This window comes from Mesorhizobium sp. WSM4841 (assembly GCF_055811515.1).
Window position 1 is genome coordinate 94,442 of record NZ_JBVVQC010000019.1, and the last position, 15,824, is coordinate 110,265.

The window sequence follows — 15,824 nt, forward strand, 5'->3', positions numbered from 1 at the left end:
TCAAACCACCGAAAAGTCAAACAGGAGACGATCTGAGAGCGCGGCCTCTATTATATTAGAAGCGCCAAATAAAACCCGGCGTCTTCACCGGGCTCCTAACTCGTCTAAGCATTGGGCCTGGTTGGAATATCAACCCTTACGACTACGCGCCGCCAGCGTCCTCAGCCTCAGCGCGTTGAGGCGGATGAATCCCTCGGCGTCCTTTTGGTCGTAGGCGCCACGGTCGTCCTCGAAGGTGACCAGCGCGTCGGAATAGAGCGTCTTTTTCGACTTGCGGCCGGTGACGATGACGTTGCCCTTGTAGAGCTTCAGCCGCACCGTGCCTTCGACATCTTCCTGGCTCTTGTCGATCATCGCCTGCAGCATCAGGCGCTCGGGCGCGAACCAGAAGCCGTTGTAGATCAGCTCGGCGTAGCGCGGCATGAACTCGTCCTTGAGGTGAGCGGCACCGCGGTCGAGCGTGATCGATTCGATCGCCCGGTGGGCTGATATCAGTATGGTGCCGCCGGGGGTCTCGTAGACACCGCGCGATTTCATCCCGACGAAGCGGTTCTCGACAAGGTCGAGCCTGCCGATGCCGTTGTCGCGGCCGAGATCGTTGAGCGCCGCCAGCATCGTAGCCGGCGACAGTTTTTTGCCGTCGAGCGCGATCGGATCGCCCTTCAGGAATTCGATTTCGATCTCGGTGACCTTGTCCGGCGCGTCCATCGGCGAGATGGTGCGCTGATGGACGAATTCCGGCGGCTCGCTCCATGGATCTTCCAGCACTTTGCCCTCGGAAGACGAATGCAGCAGGTTGGCGTCGACCGAAAACGGCGCGTCGCCCTTCTTGTCCTTAGGCACCGGAATCTGGTGCTGCTCGGCAAAATTGATCAGGTCGGTGCGCGACTTGAACGACCAATCGCGCCATGGCGCGATGACCTTGATGTCGGGGTTGAGCGCATAGGCCGAGAGCTCGAAGCGGACCTGGTCGTTGCCCTTGCCGGTGGCGCCGTGCGCAATCGCATCGGCGCCGGTTTCTTTTGCGATCTCGACCAGGTGCTTCGAGATCAGCGGCCGTGCGATCGAGGTGCCGAGCAAATACGTGCCTTCATAGACGGCATTGGCGCGAAACATCGGGAAGACGAAGTCGGAAACGAACTCCTCGCGCACATCCATGATGCGGATGTCGTTGATGCCCATCATCTCGGCCTTGCGCCGCGCCGGCTCCAACTCGCCGCCCTGGCCGAGATCGGCGGTGAAGGTGACGACTTCGGCGCCAAGCTCGGTCTGCAGCCATTTCAGGATGATGGAAGTGTCGAGGCCGCCGGAATAGGCGAGCACGACCTTCTTGACGGCTTTTGCTTTTGACAGGCTGGGGGACATATTGGCGGTTCCGCGACAAGGGTTCTCGCCGGGCGAGGTATCACGGGCTTTCCGGGCTGCGCAAGAGACGAACGGTGTTCAGGCCGTCGGTGAAGCTGCCGATCTCCGCGCAAGCGGGGAGATCGGATGTCGCTGCGGCCTTCGCCAACTACCAACGGCGCCGACATCGACCTTTCGACCCGGCTGGACCAGACGCTTTGCTAGCGAGAAGCTGGCGCCGGCTTGGCGCCTGCGATATAGGCTCCACCTGTTTATCCAGGGCCCGCCCATGTCCTTCATTCCCGACACCACGACGCTGATCCAGTTCGCCATTGCCACCGTGATCCTGGCGATCACACCCGGGCCTGACATGACACTGTTCGTGTCGCGCACGCTGAGCCATGGCCGCGCCACCGGCTTTGCCTCGATGGCCGGTGCACTGTGCGGCACACTGATCCACACCACGCTGGTCGTGGTCGGCATCTCGGCGCTGATCGTCGCCTCGCCGATGTCCTTCCTGGCCCTGAAGATCTTCGGCGCCGGCTATCTCGTTTTCCTGGCCTGGCAGGCGATCACCAAGGGGTCGGCCTTTTCACCCGAGAAGAAGAGCGGGCCGGAGATTTCGCTGTTCCGCGCTTGGGCGGCAGGGCTCGGTGTCAATCTGCTCAACCCGAAGATCATCCTGTTCTTCATGACCTTCCTGCCGCAATTCGTCTCGGCGCATGATCCGAACGCGCCTGGAAAGCTGTTCTTCCTCGGCGCGATGTTCGTCATTTTGTCGATCCCGGTAACAGCGCCAATGGTCTTTGCAGCAGAAAAATTCTCCGCGGCGATGAAGACCAGCCCGCGGGTGACGCGCGTCGTCGATTATCTGTTCGCCGGGGTGTTTTCGGCCTTCGCGCTTAAGATCCTGACCGCCCAGGCGAAGTAGGCGCGGACCTTCCGGCTTGACGCCAGCTTCCGGCCGAGCGCCCGGCGCTTAGCCAGTAGAAAATGCCGCCGACCATGCCGCAGCCGATCACGGCAGCGACGACGCGCGGATCGGTGATCTCGAAATTGGCATCGGCGGTCTGGTAGGCGAAGCCGAGGAAGACCGCCGCGACCACCGCGCCCGCCAGCGCATAGAACAGCCAGTCGCGCCGTCCGAGGATTTCCGAGACGAGAATGGCGATGGCTGCCGGCATGAAGGCGAAATAGGCGACGAACAGGGCAACGAAGGGGATAGAAAAATACAGCGAAGCCGTCGCCGTGGGGTGCGCGTGCTCCGGCGTATAGCCCAGCGACGCCAGAAACATGATATTGAGGAAGGCGCTGGCGGCCAGCGCGGCGACGACATAGCCGATCAGGATGACGGCGAAGCGGACGAGATAGGCAATGAGACGGGTCACGCCTCGCCGTGCCCCGCGATCATCATCGCTTCCAGCGCCAGCCGGTCGACCTTGCGCATGCGCTCGGACTCCGACTTGAGCTGGCCGCAGGCGGCGAGAATATCGCGGCCGCGCGGCGTGCGGATCGGCGAGGCATAGCCGGCATTGTTGATGTAGTCGGCGAATTTCTCGATCGTCTCCCAGTCAGAGCACTGGTAGTTGGTGCCCGGCCACGGGTTGAACGGGATCAGATTGATCTTGGCCGGAATGCCCTTGAGCAGCTTGATAAGCCCCTTGGCGTCCTCGATCGAATCGTTGACGTCCTTCAGCATCACATATTCGAAGGTGATGCGCCGGGCATTCGACAGGCCGGGATAGGCGCGGCAGGCGGCGATCAGCTCTTTCAACGGATATTTCTTGTTGATCGGCACCAAAAGGTCGCGCAAATCGTCATTGGTGGCGTGCAGCGAGATCGCCAGCATGACGCCGATCTCCTCGCCAGTGCGGAAGATTTCCGGCACGACGCCGGAGGTCGACAGCGTGATGCGTCTTTTCGACAGGGAAAGCCCGTCGCCGTCGGACGCGATCAGCAGCGCCTTCTTCACCGCCTCGAAATTGTAGAGCGGCTCGCCCATGCCCATCATGACGACGTTGGACACTTTCCGGCCCTCGGCCGGCACGATGGCGCCATCGGGCGTGTCGCGGTCGGGGAAATCGCCGAGCCGGTCGCGGGCGGCCAAAAGCTGGGCGAGGATTTCCTCTGATGTCAGGTTGCGCACCAGCTTCTGCGTGCCGGTGTGGCAGAAGGAGCAGGTCAGCGTGCAGCCGACCTGCGACGAGATGCAGAGCGTGCCGCGGCCTTCTTCGGGAATATAGACGGTCTCGATCTCGACCGGCCGGCCGGCGCCGCGCGGCGGAAAACGAAACAGCCATTTGCGCGTGCCGTCGGAGGAAATCTGCTCCTCGACGATCTCGGGTCTGGCGACGGTGAAATGCTTGTCGAGCTCGGCGCGCAAATCCTTGGAGATGTTGAACATGCCGGCAAAGTCGGAGACGCCACGCACATACATCCAGTGCCAGAGCTGCTGGGCGCGCATCTTGGCCTGGCGCTCCGGCACGATGCCTGATGCAACCAGGGCAGCGCCAAGCTCGGCGCGGGTCAGGCCAATCAGCGACGGTTTTTCGGCCGGCGTGGCGCGGGCGCGCAACGCGTCACGGGCGCCTTCGGCGGTGAGGTCGAATGAAAGGGTCATTGTTGCGCCAATATAAGCGATTTGCGGCCGATTACAGCATCGTGCTGGAAATGAAGCGCGGCGCATAACACAGGTTGACGGCGGAGTCATGCACGGGCGATCTTTACCTTCTCCCCTTGTGGAGAAGGTGGATCGGCGCGCAGCGCCGAGACGGAAGAGGGGTGTTGGAAGAAATGAGGCGTTGGCGCTCCCTGGAACACCCCTCATCTCGCGGAGCCTGTCCTCGGGCTTGCCGGAGGCAAGACCCGTGGGCGAGGCCACCTTCTCCCACAGGGGGAGAAGGGAGAGCCGCGCCAGGCACGGCCCGGCCCTACTCAAACTCCGCTTCGCCTATGGCTATTTGCACTTGGCGATGGACGACAGCGCCGCCGAAATGCCTTTCAGCGAAAAGACATAGGTGGTGGTGTTGCCGCGGCCGGACTTGGCCTGCACCTTCATGTCGCTGCCGGTTTTCATCGCGGCGATCAGCACCGGCTCCTCGGCGGCATTCTCGACCCAGGCCGACTTGCCGCGGGTGAACATCGAAAAGCTCTTGCCGTCGATGGTGACGGTGGCCTTGGAGTTTTCCTGGAAATTGTAGCCGGCGATGAATTGCGGCTCGTAGGACACCTGCTGTCCCGGCCGCTGGCTGACGAAGAAGAACATGTCGCCATGGTCAAGCGTCGGCGGCTGCTTGTCGGTCGGCACGGTCAACACATAGCAAACCTTGCCGCCCGACGCCTGGTAGCTGTAGGTGCCCCAGGCATTGTGCTGGCCGATCTTGGTCGCCGACTGCGCCAGAGCCGGCGCTGTCATGGCCACCAGTGCCAGGCTCGAAATTGTAGCAATCAATCCGCGCATCGCTTTTCCCATATATGGTGCGGAGGCAGGCCGGCTCAGCGTCCTGCCCGTCGCTTCATTTTGATTTAATCTGGGTTACCAAACGGTGAATTTCCCTTGGGAAAAGGACATCCACCCAGGAAACCGCCGCCATCCTTGCGCCCGTCGCTCGAAAAGCGGCAGTTGCAACGTCCATTTCGCGACTTGGAGGCCACGAAAGCGGCAAGAGTTTGACTTTTCTGCCTTGTCGTCGGCTCAGCTGTTGTCGGCAATCGCCTGCTTGGCGGCGAGCCGATGCGCTGATGTGATGTGGGCTTTGACCGTGGTGATCGCGGCGGTAAGCACCGCGATGTCGTCGGTAAAGCCCAGTCCGAAGACGAAGTCGGGGATGACGTCCGTCGGCAGCACGAAATAGCCGAGCGCCGCCACCAGGATGCCCTTGGCGCGCAGTGGCGTGTTCTTGTCCATGGCGCAGTAGTAGGCGGCGACCAGCTCTTCCATGAACGGGATCTGCCGGGCAGCCCTCTTGGCCGTGCGCCAGAATTTCTCGCGCACTTCGCTCTCCTCGCCCGGCTTGCCGCTAAAGCCGAAGAAATCAAAACCTGATTTTTGCGCCATCAGTCTCTCCTAAGGAGGCTACGCATGTCGTTCCACGCGCGCCTGCCAGCGGAAAATGTGGTGAAAGCAGTGCCCCACTACAAGATGCCGCTGTCTCGACGCAGCGATTCTGACAGCTTGGAAAGGACCGGCAGCGAACGTCGGGAACCAGCGAGTTCAACCGCCGAAATAGCGTTCCATCGTCTTGGCCAGTTCGAAATCAAGCGCCGTCAGGCCGCCGGCATCATGGGTGTTCAGCGTCACGTTCACGGTCTTGTAGACATTCGACCAGTCGGGGTGATGGTCCATCTTCTCCGCCGCCAGGGCACGGGTCATGAAGGCGAAGGCTTCGGAAAAACTCCTGAAGGTGAAGGTGCGAGCGATCGAGCCGCCGTCCCTGGCCAGCGACCAGCCGTCGAGCCCGGCCAGCGCCTCGACGACCGCCTCCTTGCTCAGTTTCTCTCTCATCATAGTCGTTTCCCGTGCTATCTGGATCCGCAGTCTTCAGCATAGTGCCGGATCGATGAGCGCAAAGCCGATAAAATCCATTCTTTTCGTCTGTCTCGGCAATATCTGCCGCTCACCGTTGGCGGAGGGCGTGTTGCGCGCCGTCCTGGCGGAGCGCGGTCTCGATCGGGATATCCTGCTTGATTCGGCCGGAACCAGCGACTGGGAAGCCGGTTCGGCGCCCGACCCGCGCTCGGTGTCGATCGCAGAGCGGCACGGCATCGATATTTCCAGACAGCGGGCGCGCAAGCTGACGCCGGACGATTTTTCGCGTTTCGACCTGATTCTCGCCATGGACCGATCGAATCTCCGGGATCTGAAAGCGCTGGTGCCTGCCGCCATGCGCGACCGTGTCCATCTGTTCCTGGAGTTCGCGCAGGGAAGGGTGAGCGATGTGCCGGACCCCTATCACGAGGGGCCGGAGGCGTTTGCCTCGGTCTACCGCATGATCCGCGAAGCGTCGGAGGCGCTGGCGACGCGGCTCGAGGCACGGCTGTCGGCGCCCGACAGCGGCCAGGCCTCCTCGACGATGTAGGGTCCGCCGCCGACCGAATCGCGCGACGACATCAGGACGAAGCGGCTGACACGGAAGGGGAGCGTCGAAAAATTGCCGCGTGCCGAAAGATACTGGGCGACGTCGAGCGGGCTCGAATTGCGTAAGCGGGCCAAGGTCACATGCGGCATGAACTTGCGCGGATCAGCGGGGATGCCGAGGCGCTGGCAGATGCGCTCGATCTCGGCTTGCAGTGCCAAAAGATCGGGCGAGGCGGAGGCGCCGGCCCACACCGCATGCGGTTTCTTCTGGCCGAAGGCGCCGACTCCGGACAGCGTCAGCGGGAAGGATGGCCGGTGGACACGGTCGAGCGCGTTGGCGATCTCGTCGGCGACATGGCCCTCGACATCGCCGATGAAGCGCAGCGTCAAATGGTAGTTCTCGACGTCGATCCAGCGGGCCCCGAGCAGGCCGCCCCGGAGCAGGGACAGCGAAAGGGCGGCGTCACGCGGAATTTCGAGGGCGGTGAAAAGACGCGGCATGGGAAGCCTCCTGTCCTCGAATCGAACTCTTGTCCCTAGCGAATCATCGAAAATCGAACGGGGCAAGCGGTTTATTGGTCGCAGCCCTGCCTAAAATTCAAATCGTCCCTGCGGAACGCATAGCCATTCCTTCAAGAGTTGCCCTTAGCCACGGCAATGGCCTTTTCGACGGCCGGCAGAATGCGCTCGACCATAAGGTCGACGCCTTGCGCATTCGGGTGCAGACCGTCGAGCTGCAAGGCGGGCTCGCCGGCGACGCCGTCGAGAAAGAACGGATAGAGCGGAACGCCGTATTTTTCCGCCAGTTCCGGAAAGATCGCGTCAAAGCCGTTCTGGTAGTCGGCGCCGAGATTGGGTGCGGCGCGCATGCCGGCCAGCAGCACCGCGATCTTGCGCTGCTTCAGCTTCGCCAGCATGGCGTCCAGATTCTTTTGGGTGATGGCGGGAGAAACGCCGCGCAGCATGTCGTTGGCGCCGAGCTCGAGGATGACGAGCTGAGTGCCGTCCGGCACCGACCAGTCGAGCCGTGACAGGCCGCCACTCGACGTATCGCCGGAGACACCGGCATTGGTGACGGTCACATCGTGGCCCTTGGCGCGAAGTGCTGCCTCAAGTTTTTGGGTGAAGCCCTCATCCGGTCCGAGGCCAAAGCCCGCCATCAGACTGTCGCCGAAACCGACGATCTTGAAGGGCTCGGCGCGCGCCGACGAAATGGCGCCGCAAAATCCGAGGAAAAGGATCAAGGCTGCGGCAAGAGTGTGTTTGAAAGCCATGCGGCAGGCCCCATATGACCGAGAACATTATACCAGCGGATTCTGGCCACCCTTTCCCATATAGGACGATTTTATTTTGACAGAAACCGTCATCGCGCTGAAAAATGTATCGTTGACGCTCGGCGAAGGAGCGTCTTCCGTTCATGTGCTGAAAGGTGTCAGCCTCGATGTGGCTGATTGCGAGGCGACCGGCATCGTCGGGCCGTCGGGCTCGGGAAAGTCGACGCTGCTGATGGTGTTGGCCGGCTTGGAAAGGGTCGATTCGGGTACGGTACGAATTGCCGGAGAATTGCTGAACGGCAGGAGCGAAGACCAGATCGCATCGTTTCGGGGGCGAAACATTGGCATCGTCTTCCAGTCCTTCCACCTCATCCCCAATATGACGGCGCTCGAAAATGTCGCAGTGCCGCTGGAACTTGCCGGCCATGCCGATCCGTTCGGGGTGGCGGCGCGGGAGCTGGAGGCGGTGGGCTTGAGTGACCGCATCACCCACTATCCCGGCGAATTGTCCGGCGGCGAACAGCAGCGTGTGGCGATCGCCCGGGCGCTGGCGCCTTCGCCGCGCATCCTGATCGCCGACGAGCCGACCGGCAATCTCGACCAGACCACGGGACGGCAGGTCGCCGATCTTCTGTTCGCCAAGGCTGCCGAGCGCGGCATGACGCTGGTGCTGGTCACCCACGATCCGGCGCTTGCCGCACGCTGCTCCCGGCAGGTATCGATGCGGTCGGGCCGGATCGAGGGCGCGCCATTGCTTAAAGTGACGGCGTAGCGCAAATGGCTGACAAGATCCCCTCATCCGGCCCTTCGGGCCACCTTCTCCCCGGCGGGAAGAAGAGGCTGGCGCCGGCGCTGGAGACCTCCTCTCCCCTCGGGGAGCAGGTGGACGCCCCCGGGTCTTGCCTTCGGCCAGCCCGCGGACCGGCGCCGCGGCCGGCTGCAGCGGCCACTTGGGCGCGCACCTTTTCACTCGCCTTCCGCTTTTCGCTGCGCGAGATGCGCGGTGGGCTGTCCGGCTTCCTGATCTTCCTTGCCTGCATCGCGCTCGGCGTCGCGGCGATCGGCGGCGTCAATTCGGTGGCCCGGGCGATTACCGCCGGTGTCGCCAACGAGGGCCAGTCGCTGCTCGGCGGCGATCTTCGTTTCCAGCTCAATCAGCGCGCCGCGACGCAAGCCGAGCACGTCTTTCTTGACGGGCTGGGCACGGTCTCGCACAGCGCCAACATGCGTTCGATGGCTCGGCTCGAGGACGGTTCCGATCAGGCGCTGGTCGAGGCCAAGGCGGTCGATGGAGCCTATCCGCTCTATGGCGCGCTGGAGACCGAGCCGGCGCTGTCGAAGCAGGAATTGTTCGGCGAAGAATCCGGTGTTTTCGGCGCTGCAGCACCCGACCTTTTGTTCGAGCGGCTGAACCTTGGGGTCGGCGACCGGCTGAAGCTGGGCAGCGCCACCTTCGAACTGCGCGCCAGGCTCGTCAACGAACCGGACGCGGTGTCCGACGGCTTCGGCTTTGCGCCGCGGCTGATGATCTCGACGGACGGGCTTGCCGCTTCCGGTTTGATCCAGCCCGGCAGCCTGGTCGAGAACGCCTACAAGGTCCGCCTGCCCGGCGGCACCGGCGAGGCGGGCATAAAAGCCATTCAGGATCAGGCGGCGGAGGATTTTCCCGAGTCCGGCTGGTCGATCCGCACGCGCAGCAACGCAGCACCGGCGTTGTCCTCCAACATCGAACGGTTTTCGCAGTTCCTGACGCTGGTCGGGCTGACGGCGCTGGTGGTCGGCGGCGTCGGCGTCGCCAATGCGGTGCGCGCCTATCTCGACGGCAAGCGCGGCGTCATCGCCACCTTCAAGAGCCTGGGGGCTTCGGGCGGTTTCGTCTTTACCGTCTATCTGGTGCAGATCCTGATGATCGCCGGGCTCGGCATCACGGTCGGCCTTGTGCTTGGCGCGCTGATGCCGTTTGCGGCGAGCGCGGTACTCCAGTCGGTCATTCCGGTGCCGGCGGAAGGTGGGTTCTATCCCGGCGCACTCGGCATGGCGGCGCTGTTCGGGCTGCTGGTGACGCTGGCTTTCGCCTTGCTGCCGCTCGGCCGTGCGCGCGACGTGCCGGCGACGGCGCTGTTTCGCGAGATGGGTTTTGAGGGCCGCGGTTTTCCGCGCCCACTCTACACGGCGGCGGCGCTCGGCATCGCGCTGCTCCTGGCGGCGCTGGCCATTCTGTTTTCCGGCGACCGCTATATCGCCTCGATCTTCGTCGGCGCCACCATTTTTGCTTTCCTGGTGCTACGCATCGTCGGCGCGCTGGTGCAGTGGGCCGCCAAAAAGAGCCCGCGCGTTGGCTCGACGGTGCTCAGGCTCGCCATCGGCAACATCCATCGGCCAGGTGCCTTGACGCCGTCGGTGGTGCTGTCGCTGGGGCTGGGATTGACGCTTCTGGTGACGCTGGCGCTGATCGATGGCAATCTCAGGCGGCAGATTTCCGGCAGCCTGCCGGAACGGGCGCCGAACTTCTTCTTCGTCGACATCCAGAGCAGCGACGTCGACGCGTTCTCTGCGCTGGTCGGCAGGCAAGCGCCGAAGGGCACGCTGGTCAAGGTGCCGATGCTGCGCGGCCGGGTGATGGCGCTGAACGGCGTCGACGTCGACAAGGCTAGGGTTGCGCCGGAAGGGGCCTGGGTGCTGCGCGGCGATCGCGGGCTGACCTACGAGGCCAGTATTCCCGCGAATGCGACGCTGACCGAAGGCTCCTGGTGGCCGGACAACTATGCCGGCGAGCCGCTGGTGTCGTTTTCGGCCGAGGAAGGCGCAGAGATCGGGCTGAAGCTCGGCGACACCATCACCGTCAACGTGCTTGGCCGCAACGTGACGGCGAAGATCGCCAATTTCCGCCAGGTCGAATGGGAGACGATGGGCATCAATTTCGTCATGGTGTTCTCGCCCAGCACGTTTGCCGGCGCGCCGCATAGCTGGCTGGCGACGCTGACCGACAAGGGCGCGTCGCCGGCCGACGATGCCCGTCTTCTCAACGCCGTCACCCGTGCCTTTCCGGCCGTGACGACAGTCAGGGTCAAGGACGCTCTCGACATCGTCAACCGGCTGGTGGCGCAACTCGGCACTGCGATCAGGGCCGCGGCCGGCGTGGCGCTGATCGCCTCGGTGCTGGTGCTGGCCGGCGCGCTGGCCGCCGGCAACCGCGCCCGCATCCACGATGCAGTGGTGCTGAAGACGCTGGGCGCTACCAGGAAGACGCTGATCGCGGCCTTTTCGCTGGAGTACATGCTGATCGGCCTCGCCACCGCGATCTTCGCGCTGGCGGCAGGCGGGATTGCGGCGTGGTTCGTTGTCGCGCGCGTCATGACGCTGCCGTCGCATTTCATGCCCGATGTGGCGGTGGCAACCATCGTCTTTGCGCTGGTGGTCACGGTCGGCATTGGCCTCGCCGGCACCTGGCGGGTGCTGGGCCACAAGGCGGCGCCGGTGCTGCGCAATCTCTGATCCGCAGGCATCTGCAGGCTCAACGCGACTGGGATTCGGTTAAATCTTGTTAATGTTGGGGTTCGGAAGGCCGATAAATCCGGATTTTCGTGTCTTCACGAAGCATTACGCCCGGTTACGGTCTTGTTCTTGGCGCCAATAACCATCATATTTCGCCGCAGGCATGCTGGAGCCCCGCCAGCGGCGCCGCGGTCCAAATGGGCCGGACACCGGACGGGGCAGAAGCAATATGAGGATTTCCATGGCTGAACCCGTTCGCAATTATCAGACGCGTGCCGTGCCCGGCGCCGGCGTCGATGCTGCTATCGACCAGGGCCTGCGCGCCTATATGATCAAGGTCTACAATCTGATGGGGCTTGGCCTCCTCATCACCGGCCTCGCCGCGGTCGGAACGATCATGCTGGCCACTACCACCGATCCGGCTTCGGCGGTCGCCACGCTGCCGAATGGCGACATGCTGACCTCCTTCGGCTACGCGATCTTTGGTTCGCCGCTGAAATGGCTGGTGATCTTTGCCCCGCTGGCAGCGGTGATGTTCCTGTCGTTCCGTGTCCAGTCGATGAGCGTTTCGGCCGCGCAGACGACGTTCTGGGTCTATGCCGGCCTCGTCGGCCTGTCTCTGTCGTCGATCTTCCTGGTCTACACCACCGCCAGTATCTCGCAGACCTTCTTCGCCACCGCCGCCGCCTTTGGCGGACTGTCGCTCTACGGCTACACGACCAAGCGCGACCTTTCCGCGTTCGGTTCGTTCCTAGTCATGGGCCTGGTTGGTCTGATCATCGCGATGGTGATCAACATCTTCCTGCAGTCGTCGGCGCTTTCCTTCGCCGTTTCGGCGATCGGCGTGCTGATCTTCGCGGGTCTCACCGCCTATGACACGCAGAACATCAAGGAGATGTATTTCGAGGGCGACGAGACTGATGTCGCCGGCCGCAAGGCGATCATGGGCGCTCTGAGGCTCTATCTCGACTTCATCAACCTGTTCATGTTCCTGCTGCAGTTCATGGGCGACCGCCGATAGAGCCGGGTCCATCCCGATAAAGTCGGGATGGAGCCCTGTCTTTTTGTTTGACCATGATCTTTTCCGAAAACCGGTTCCCACTTTTCGGGATCATGGTTTAAGGCAAGTCCTTGGACCAGTGAGTTTGGAAAGGGCGGCCCAACGGCCGCCCTTTTCTTCTGCCCCGGTCTTTGATGAAATGGCCGGCAGATGATTGACGTGCATAAATTATGAGCAACATCACGATACGCGCCGCGACTTCGGCCGATCTCGATCGGATCACGGATATCTATGCCGACGCGGTGACCCATGGCACGGCGAGCTACGAGCTGGAACCACCTGATCGCGCCGAGATGGGCCAACGCTTCGATAGTCTGATGGCGGGTGGCTTTCCCTATCTGGTGGCGGAAAAAGACGGCATTGTGCTCGGCTATGCCTATGCCGGCGCCTTCCGGCCGCGGCCTGCGTACCGTTTTGTCGTCGAGGACTCCGTCTATGTCGCGCCCGAGGCCAAGGGCCATGGCATCGGGCTCAAGCTAATGCAAGGGCTGATCGAGGCGGCCAAGGCGGCGGGCTTCCGCCAGATCATCGCGGTAATCGGCGACGGCCGGCCGGACAGTGCCTCGGTGCGGTTGCATGAAAAGCTCGGCTTTCGTCATTCGGGCCGCCTGGAAGGCTCCGGCTACAAGCACGGACGCTGGCTCGACACCGTTTTCATGCAACTGCCGATCAATGATGGAGCTCTGGTTCCGCCCGACCCCAACTCGTTGCCGGAACGGAGATTCCGCCAGCAGCAATAAGTAGTTAGGCCTCGACCAGCTTCAGCGTGCGGTCGAAGACGCCGAGCACGCGGCCAAGTTCCTGGCCGCGCTTGAGAATACGGCCGCCGGCGGCAATGACGGCGAATGCGCCTTGCCGGCGCGCCAGCTTCGGATCCTTGACGATCTGGAACAGCGGCACCTCGCTGGTGCGACGAAAGACGGAAAAGACGGCGCGGTCGGTGAGATGGTCGATGGCGTAGTCGCGCCATTCATTGGCGGCGACCATGCGCCCGTAAAGCCTCAGGATCTGGTCCAATTCACGCCGGTCGAACCGCACCGGCTGGTCGAGGCGTTCGCCTCTTGCCTCATGCAGCGGGATCAGTATTGCGGATGCGTCCCCATCCTCCGTCCCGCTGCCGTGATCAGTCATGCCTCGATCCCTTCGAATGAATCTTACGCCAACCAAAGTTGGCGCTTTCGCCGTGGAATTGCAAGCCCAGCCGGACAAAGGCGGCGCCGCACCGTTTCCCCGGTGTCCAGTCACGTTTATAAAACGCTCGTTGGAATTGGTGATGCTTCGCCACAATTCTGCCTTCTTTTATCCGCGCTAATGCCCCAATGTCCGACGAATTTACGGGTGTTGCCTGAGACGGTTCGGTCCGGCACTGGCTCGTAAACCCCAAGCCCCCCGCCCACGGGTCTGCGTCGGATCGAACCAACCTCGGTTTTTCCTTGGGAAAAATCGGGTGCGACGATCCCAAAACCTAAATGACCGGCGTCAGAAGCAAGCTGACGTCGGTTTTTTAATGCCTGGATGAAAGTGGGATGCGCGCGGCTTCCCTTCTCCGCTTGTGGGAGAAGGTGGCCTCGCCCACGGGTCTTGCCTCCGGCAAGCCCGAGGACAGGCTCCGCGAGGTTGGATGAGCGACTATCTCTGATGTCAAGTTGCATTAGCGAACTCTTTGCGCGCATCGCGTGCTTTTCCATTGAGAATGACGAGCAGCTTTCTGGCGAGTGCGATGCGGATAACCATCTTTTCCTTTCCGGCGGCCTGCAACCGTTGGTGGAAGGCGCCGAGGTGAGGATCTAGCGGGCAATGAGGAAGAGGATGGAGCGCGGTCCTGCGCGCCGATCCACACCCGGGGCGAGTCGCGGGCCTCGCCCGCCCTTCGGGCCCCACAACGGGAGAAGGAGAGGTCCCCGCTCAAGGCTTGTGGATCAAGGCGGCGCCGAGGATGGGACCCGGCATGCCGTCCTTGCCCACCGATTGCAGCAGCACGGCGCAGCCGCCTTTCTTGGAAATCACGCTCATCGGCAATTCGTAGCGCTGCGCCTTGCCGTGCCACATGCCGGCGGTCTGGATGCCGGAGACGGCGTTCCAGTAGGTCATGCTGCGGCCGGTGTTTTCGCCCTTGCCGATCTTGATCGTCTGCGGCGGGTCGAAATAGACGATGACGACATGGGCATCGCTGGGGCCGGTCCCGGCATCGCCGGCGTCGATGATGACGCGGTCGCTGGTCCGGATGACGTTGATGCTGACCCGCATGCCCTCGCCGGATCCTTTCATGCGGGCGAGCGCGCCGTCGACTTCCTTGCGGCGGGCGCCGTTGACATGGCTGCGGCCATTGATGACGGCCTGCGGCGTATAGACCGAGCGGCTGCCGAAGGCGCGCATATACTCATACTGCCGCTCGGTGTTCTCCTTGCGGCTCAGCGTGTCCTTCCAACCGAGATAATCCCAGTAGTCGACATGATAGGCGAGCGCGACGATGTTCTCCTTGGCGGCAAGCTCGGCAAAAAACTCATCGGCCGGCAGGCAGGAACTGCAACCCTGGCTGGTGAAGAGCTCGACCACGCCCAAGAGCTGATCAGTCGAGGCTTTGTCAGCCTGGGGTTTGTCGGCCTCGCCGGCAAGCGCATTGCCGGCAAGTCCAGCGCCGGCAAGCACCGAGAGGGCCAGCGCCAATGCCGCAAGCCGCAATGGTCTTCGAGGTGTCATAGCCGTTTCGACTCCCGCCGGTGATGGCCGGCTTTATTCTGATTGGCGAAATATGTGGCAGAAGCGGCAGTCAACGGGAAGTCACGTTGCGGTGAAATTTACCGCTGTAACCAACTGCAAGGGCGCAATAGGACGGCTACACTTCAGGGTAGATACCGATTCGGGCGACAATCAGCATGTGGCAAACTCTCCTGACGCCGGTCGACCTGTACTGCGAGCGGGTCGGGCCGGGGCTCTGGGCCGAGCCGGTCAACGCACTGACCAATCTGGCTTTTCTTGTCGCCGGGCTGTGGGGTGTCCGGGAGGTGCGCCGGCGTGGCACCGGCATCTTCGCCGAAGTGCTGGCCTGGTGGGTGGTGGCGATCGGCATCGGCTCGGCGCTGTTCCACACCTTTGCCAACCACGGCACGGTCTGGGCCGACGTGCTGCCGATCGCCGGGTTCACGCTGGCCTACACGCTGTTCAACCTGCGCCGGTTCCTCGGCATGAAATGGGGCAAGACGGTCGCCATCTTCGTCGCCTTCTATGCCGTCACCGGGTTGTTGACCTGGGCCGTGCCGGACTGGCTGCGCCAGGCATCGAACGGCACGACCGGCTATCTGCCGCCCTTCCTGGCGCTCGCCTTCTTCGGCGTCATAGTGGCGGCGAGCGGCAACCGCGCCGGCTGGTACAATCTGGCGGGCTCGGCGATCTTCGTCGTGTCGGTCATCTTCAGGATGATCGATCCGCTGGTCTGCGGCAGCTTCCCGCTCGGCACGCATTTCCTGTGGCACATCCTCAACGGGCTGATGCTCGGCGTGCTGCTGGCGGCGGCAGCGCGCTTCGGGGCGCCGAAGAAGGGGAATAGGGGAATAGGGGAATAGGGGAATAGGGG

17 protein-coding genes and 1 pseudogene are annotated in these 15,824 nt (G+C 62.9%); 7 read left to right on the forward strand and 11 right to left on the reverse strand.

Annotation, left to right across the window (positions count from 1 at the left end; translation table 11 throughout):
* Nucleotides 1-129: 129 nt before the first annotated feature.
* Nucleotides 130-1,353, reverse strand: coding sequence for an argininosuccinate synthase (locus tag AC0L14_RS21645; protein WP_473750694.1), 1,224 nt, complete (start codon nt 1,351-1,353; stop codon nt 130-132).
* 280 nt (nt 1,354-1,633) lie between these two features.
* On the opposite strand from AC0L14_RS21645, the gene AC0L14_RS21650 reads away from it, so the two are divergent.
* Nucleotides 1,634-2,275, forward strand: coding sequence for a LysE family translocator (locus tag AC0L14_RS21650; RefSeq protein WP_473485969.1), 642 nt, complete (start codon nt 1,634-1,636; stop codon nt 2,273-2,275).
* Here the strand turns inward: AC0L14_RS21650 and AC0L14_RS21655 are convergent.
* The 5 genes from AC0L14_RS21655 to AC0L14_RS21675 all read right to left on the reverse strand — a co-directional run bounded on the left by AC0L14_RS21655 (nt 2,247) and on the right by AC0L14_RS21675 (nt 5,851).
* Nucleotides 2,247-2,732: a hypothetical protein gene (locus AC0L14_RS21655; RefSeq protein ID WP_473485968.1), complete on the reverse strand. Its 486-nt coding sequence runs from the start codon at nt 2,730-2,732 to the stop codon at nt 2,247-2,249. The two genes, AC0L14_RS21650 and AC0L14_RS21655, sit on opposite strands and share 29 nt — an antisense overlap.
* Nucleotides 2,729-3,964, reverse strand: coding sequence for a dual-specificity RNA methyltransferase RlmN (gene rlmN, locus AC0L14_RS21660; RefSeq protein ID WP_473750682.1), 1,236 nt, complete (start codon nt 3,962-3,964; stop codon nt 2,729-2,731). Before rlmN ends, AC0L14_RS21655 begins: the two co-directional genes overlap by 4 nt.
* 336 nt (nt 3,965-4,300) lie before the next feature.
* A complete protein-coding gene (locus tag AC0L14_RS21665; protein WP_023803328.1) occupies nt 4,301-4,804 on the reverse strand; it encodes an invasion associated locus B family protein in 504 nt (167 codons plus the stop codon).
* 234 nt (nt 4,805-5,038) lie between these two features.
* The gene (locus AC0L14_RS21670) at nt 5,039-5,401 is read right to left on the reverse strand and encodes a YkvA family protein (protein ID WP_123148767.1); all 363 of its coding nucleotides are present in this window, start codon (nt 5,399-5,401) and stop codon (nt 5,039-5,041) included.
* Between the two features lie 156 nt (nt 5,402-5,557).
* On the reverse strand, nt 5,558-5,851 hold the full coding sequence (locus tag AC0L14_RS21675; protein WP_473750683.1) for a 4a-hydroxytetrahydrobiopterin dehydratase: 294 nt from the start codon (nt 5,849-5,851) through the stop codon (nt 5,558-5,560).
* A gap of 52 nt (nt 5,852-5,903) precedes the next feature.
* On the opposite strand from AC0L14_RS21675, the gene AC0L14_RS21680 reads away from it, so the two are divergent.
* A complete protein-coding gene (locus AC0L14_RS21680) occupies nt 5,904-6,422 on the forward strand; it encodes a low molecular weight protein-tyrosine-phosphatase (RefSeq protein ID WP_473750684.1) in 519 nt (172 codons plus the stop codon).
* Here AC0L14_RS21680 and thpR read toward each other — a convergent pair.
* Together thpR and AC0L14_RS21690 are read right to left on the reverse strand one after the other, a co-directional pair.
* Nucleotides 6,326-6,922, reverse strand: coding sequence for an RNA 2',3'-cyclic phosphodiesterase (gene thpR / locus AC0L14_RS21685; protein ID WP_473750686.1), 597 nt, complete (start codon nt 6,920-6,922; stop codon nt 6,326-6,328). The genes AC0L14_RS21680 and thpR overlap by 97 nt on opposite strands.
* Before the next feature lie 131 nt (nt 6,923-7,053).
* A complete protein-coding gene (locus tag AC0L14_RS21690) occupies nt 7,054-7,695 on the reverse strand; it encodes an arylesterase (protein WP_473750687.1) in 642 nt (213 codons plus the stop codon).
* Between the two features lie 76 nt (nt 7,696-7,771).
* On the opposite strand from AC0L14_RS21690, the gene AC0L14_RS21695 reads away from it, so the two are divergent.
* The 4 genes from AC0L14_RS21695 to AC0L14_RS21710 all read left to right on the forward strand — a co-directional run bounded on the left by AC0L14_RS21695 (nt 7,772) and on the right by AC0L14_RS21710 (nt 12,990).
* Nucleotides 7,772-8,467 (forward strand): ABC transporter ATP-binding protein, encoded by a 696-nt coding sequence (locus AC0L14_RS21695; protein ID WP_473750688.1) that lies wholly within the window; start codon nt 7,772-7,774, stop codon nt 8,465-8,467.
* A 224-nt stretch (nt 8,468-8,691) separates the two neighbouring features.
* On the forward strand, nt 8,692-11,190 hold the full coding sequence (locus AC0L14_RS21700) for an ABC transporter permease (protein ID WP_473750695.1): 2,499 nt from the start codon (nt 8,692-8,694) through the stop codon (nt 11,188-11,190).
* A gap of 241 nt (nt 11,191-11,431) precedes the next feature.
* Nucleotides 11,432-12,211, forward strand: coding sequence for a Bax inhibitor-1/YccA family protein (locus tag AC0L14_RS21705; RefSeq protein ID WP_095495795.1), 780 nt, complete (start codon nt 11,432-11,434; stop codon nt 12,209-12,211).
* Nucleotides 12,212-12,420: 209 nt separating this feature from the next.
* Nucleotides 12,421-12,990 carry a GNAT family N-acetyltransferase gene (locus AC0L14_RS21710; RefSeq protein ID WP_473525888.1) on the forward strand — a complete coding sequence of 190 codons (570 nt, stop codon included), beginning with the start codon at nt 12,421-12,423 and terminating at the stop codon, nt 12,988-12,990.
* A 4-nt stretch (nt 12,991-12,994) separates the two neighbouring features.
* Here AC0L14_RS21710 and AC0L14_RS21715 read toward each other — a convergent pair whose 3' ends face one another.
* From AC0L14_RS21715 to AC0L14_RS21725, 3 genes and pseudogenes are all read right to left on the reverse strand, one after another.
* Nucleotides 12,995-13,381, reverse strand: coding sequence for a DUF2794 domain-containing protein (locus AC0L14_RS21715; protein ID WP_123148775.1), 387 nt, complete (start codon nt 13,379-13,381; stop codon nt 12,995-12,997).
* A gap of 510 nt (nt 13,382-13,891) precedes the next feature.
* Nucleotides 13,892-14,038, reverse strand: a pseudogene (locus AC0L14_RS21720) (IS110 family transposase); the annotation flags it as partial.
* A gap of 117 nt (nt 14,039-14,155) precedes the next feature.
* Nucleotides 14,156-14,950 (reverse strand): DUF1223 domain-containing protein, encoded by a 795-nt coding sequence (locus AC0L14_RS21725; RefSeq protein ID WP_473750689.1) that lies wholly within the window; start codon nt 14,948-14,950, stop codon nt 14,156-14,158.
* Nucleotides 14,951-15,126: 176 nt separating this feature from the next.
* On the opposite strand from AC0L14_RS21725, the gene AC0L14_RS21730 reads away from it, so the two are divergent.
* A complete protein-coding gene (locus AC0L14_RS21730; RefSeq protein ID WP_473750690.1) occupies nt 15,127-15,813 on the forward strand; it encodes a ceramidase domain-containing protein in 687 nt (228 codons plus the stop codon).
* The last annotated feature ends 11 nt before the right edge of the window (nt 15,814-15,824 follow it).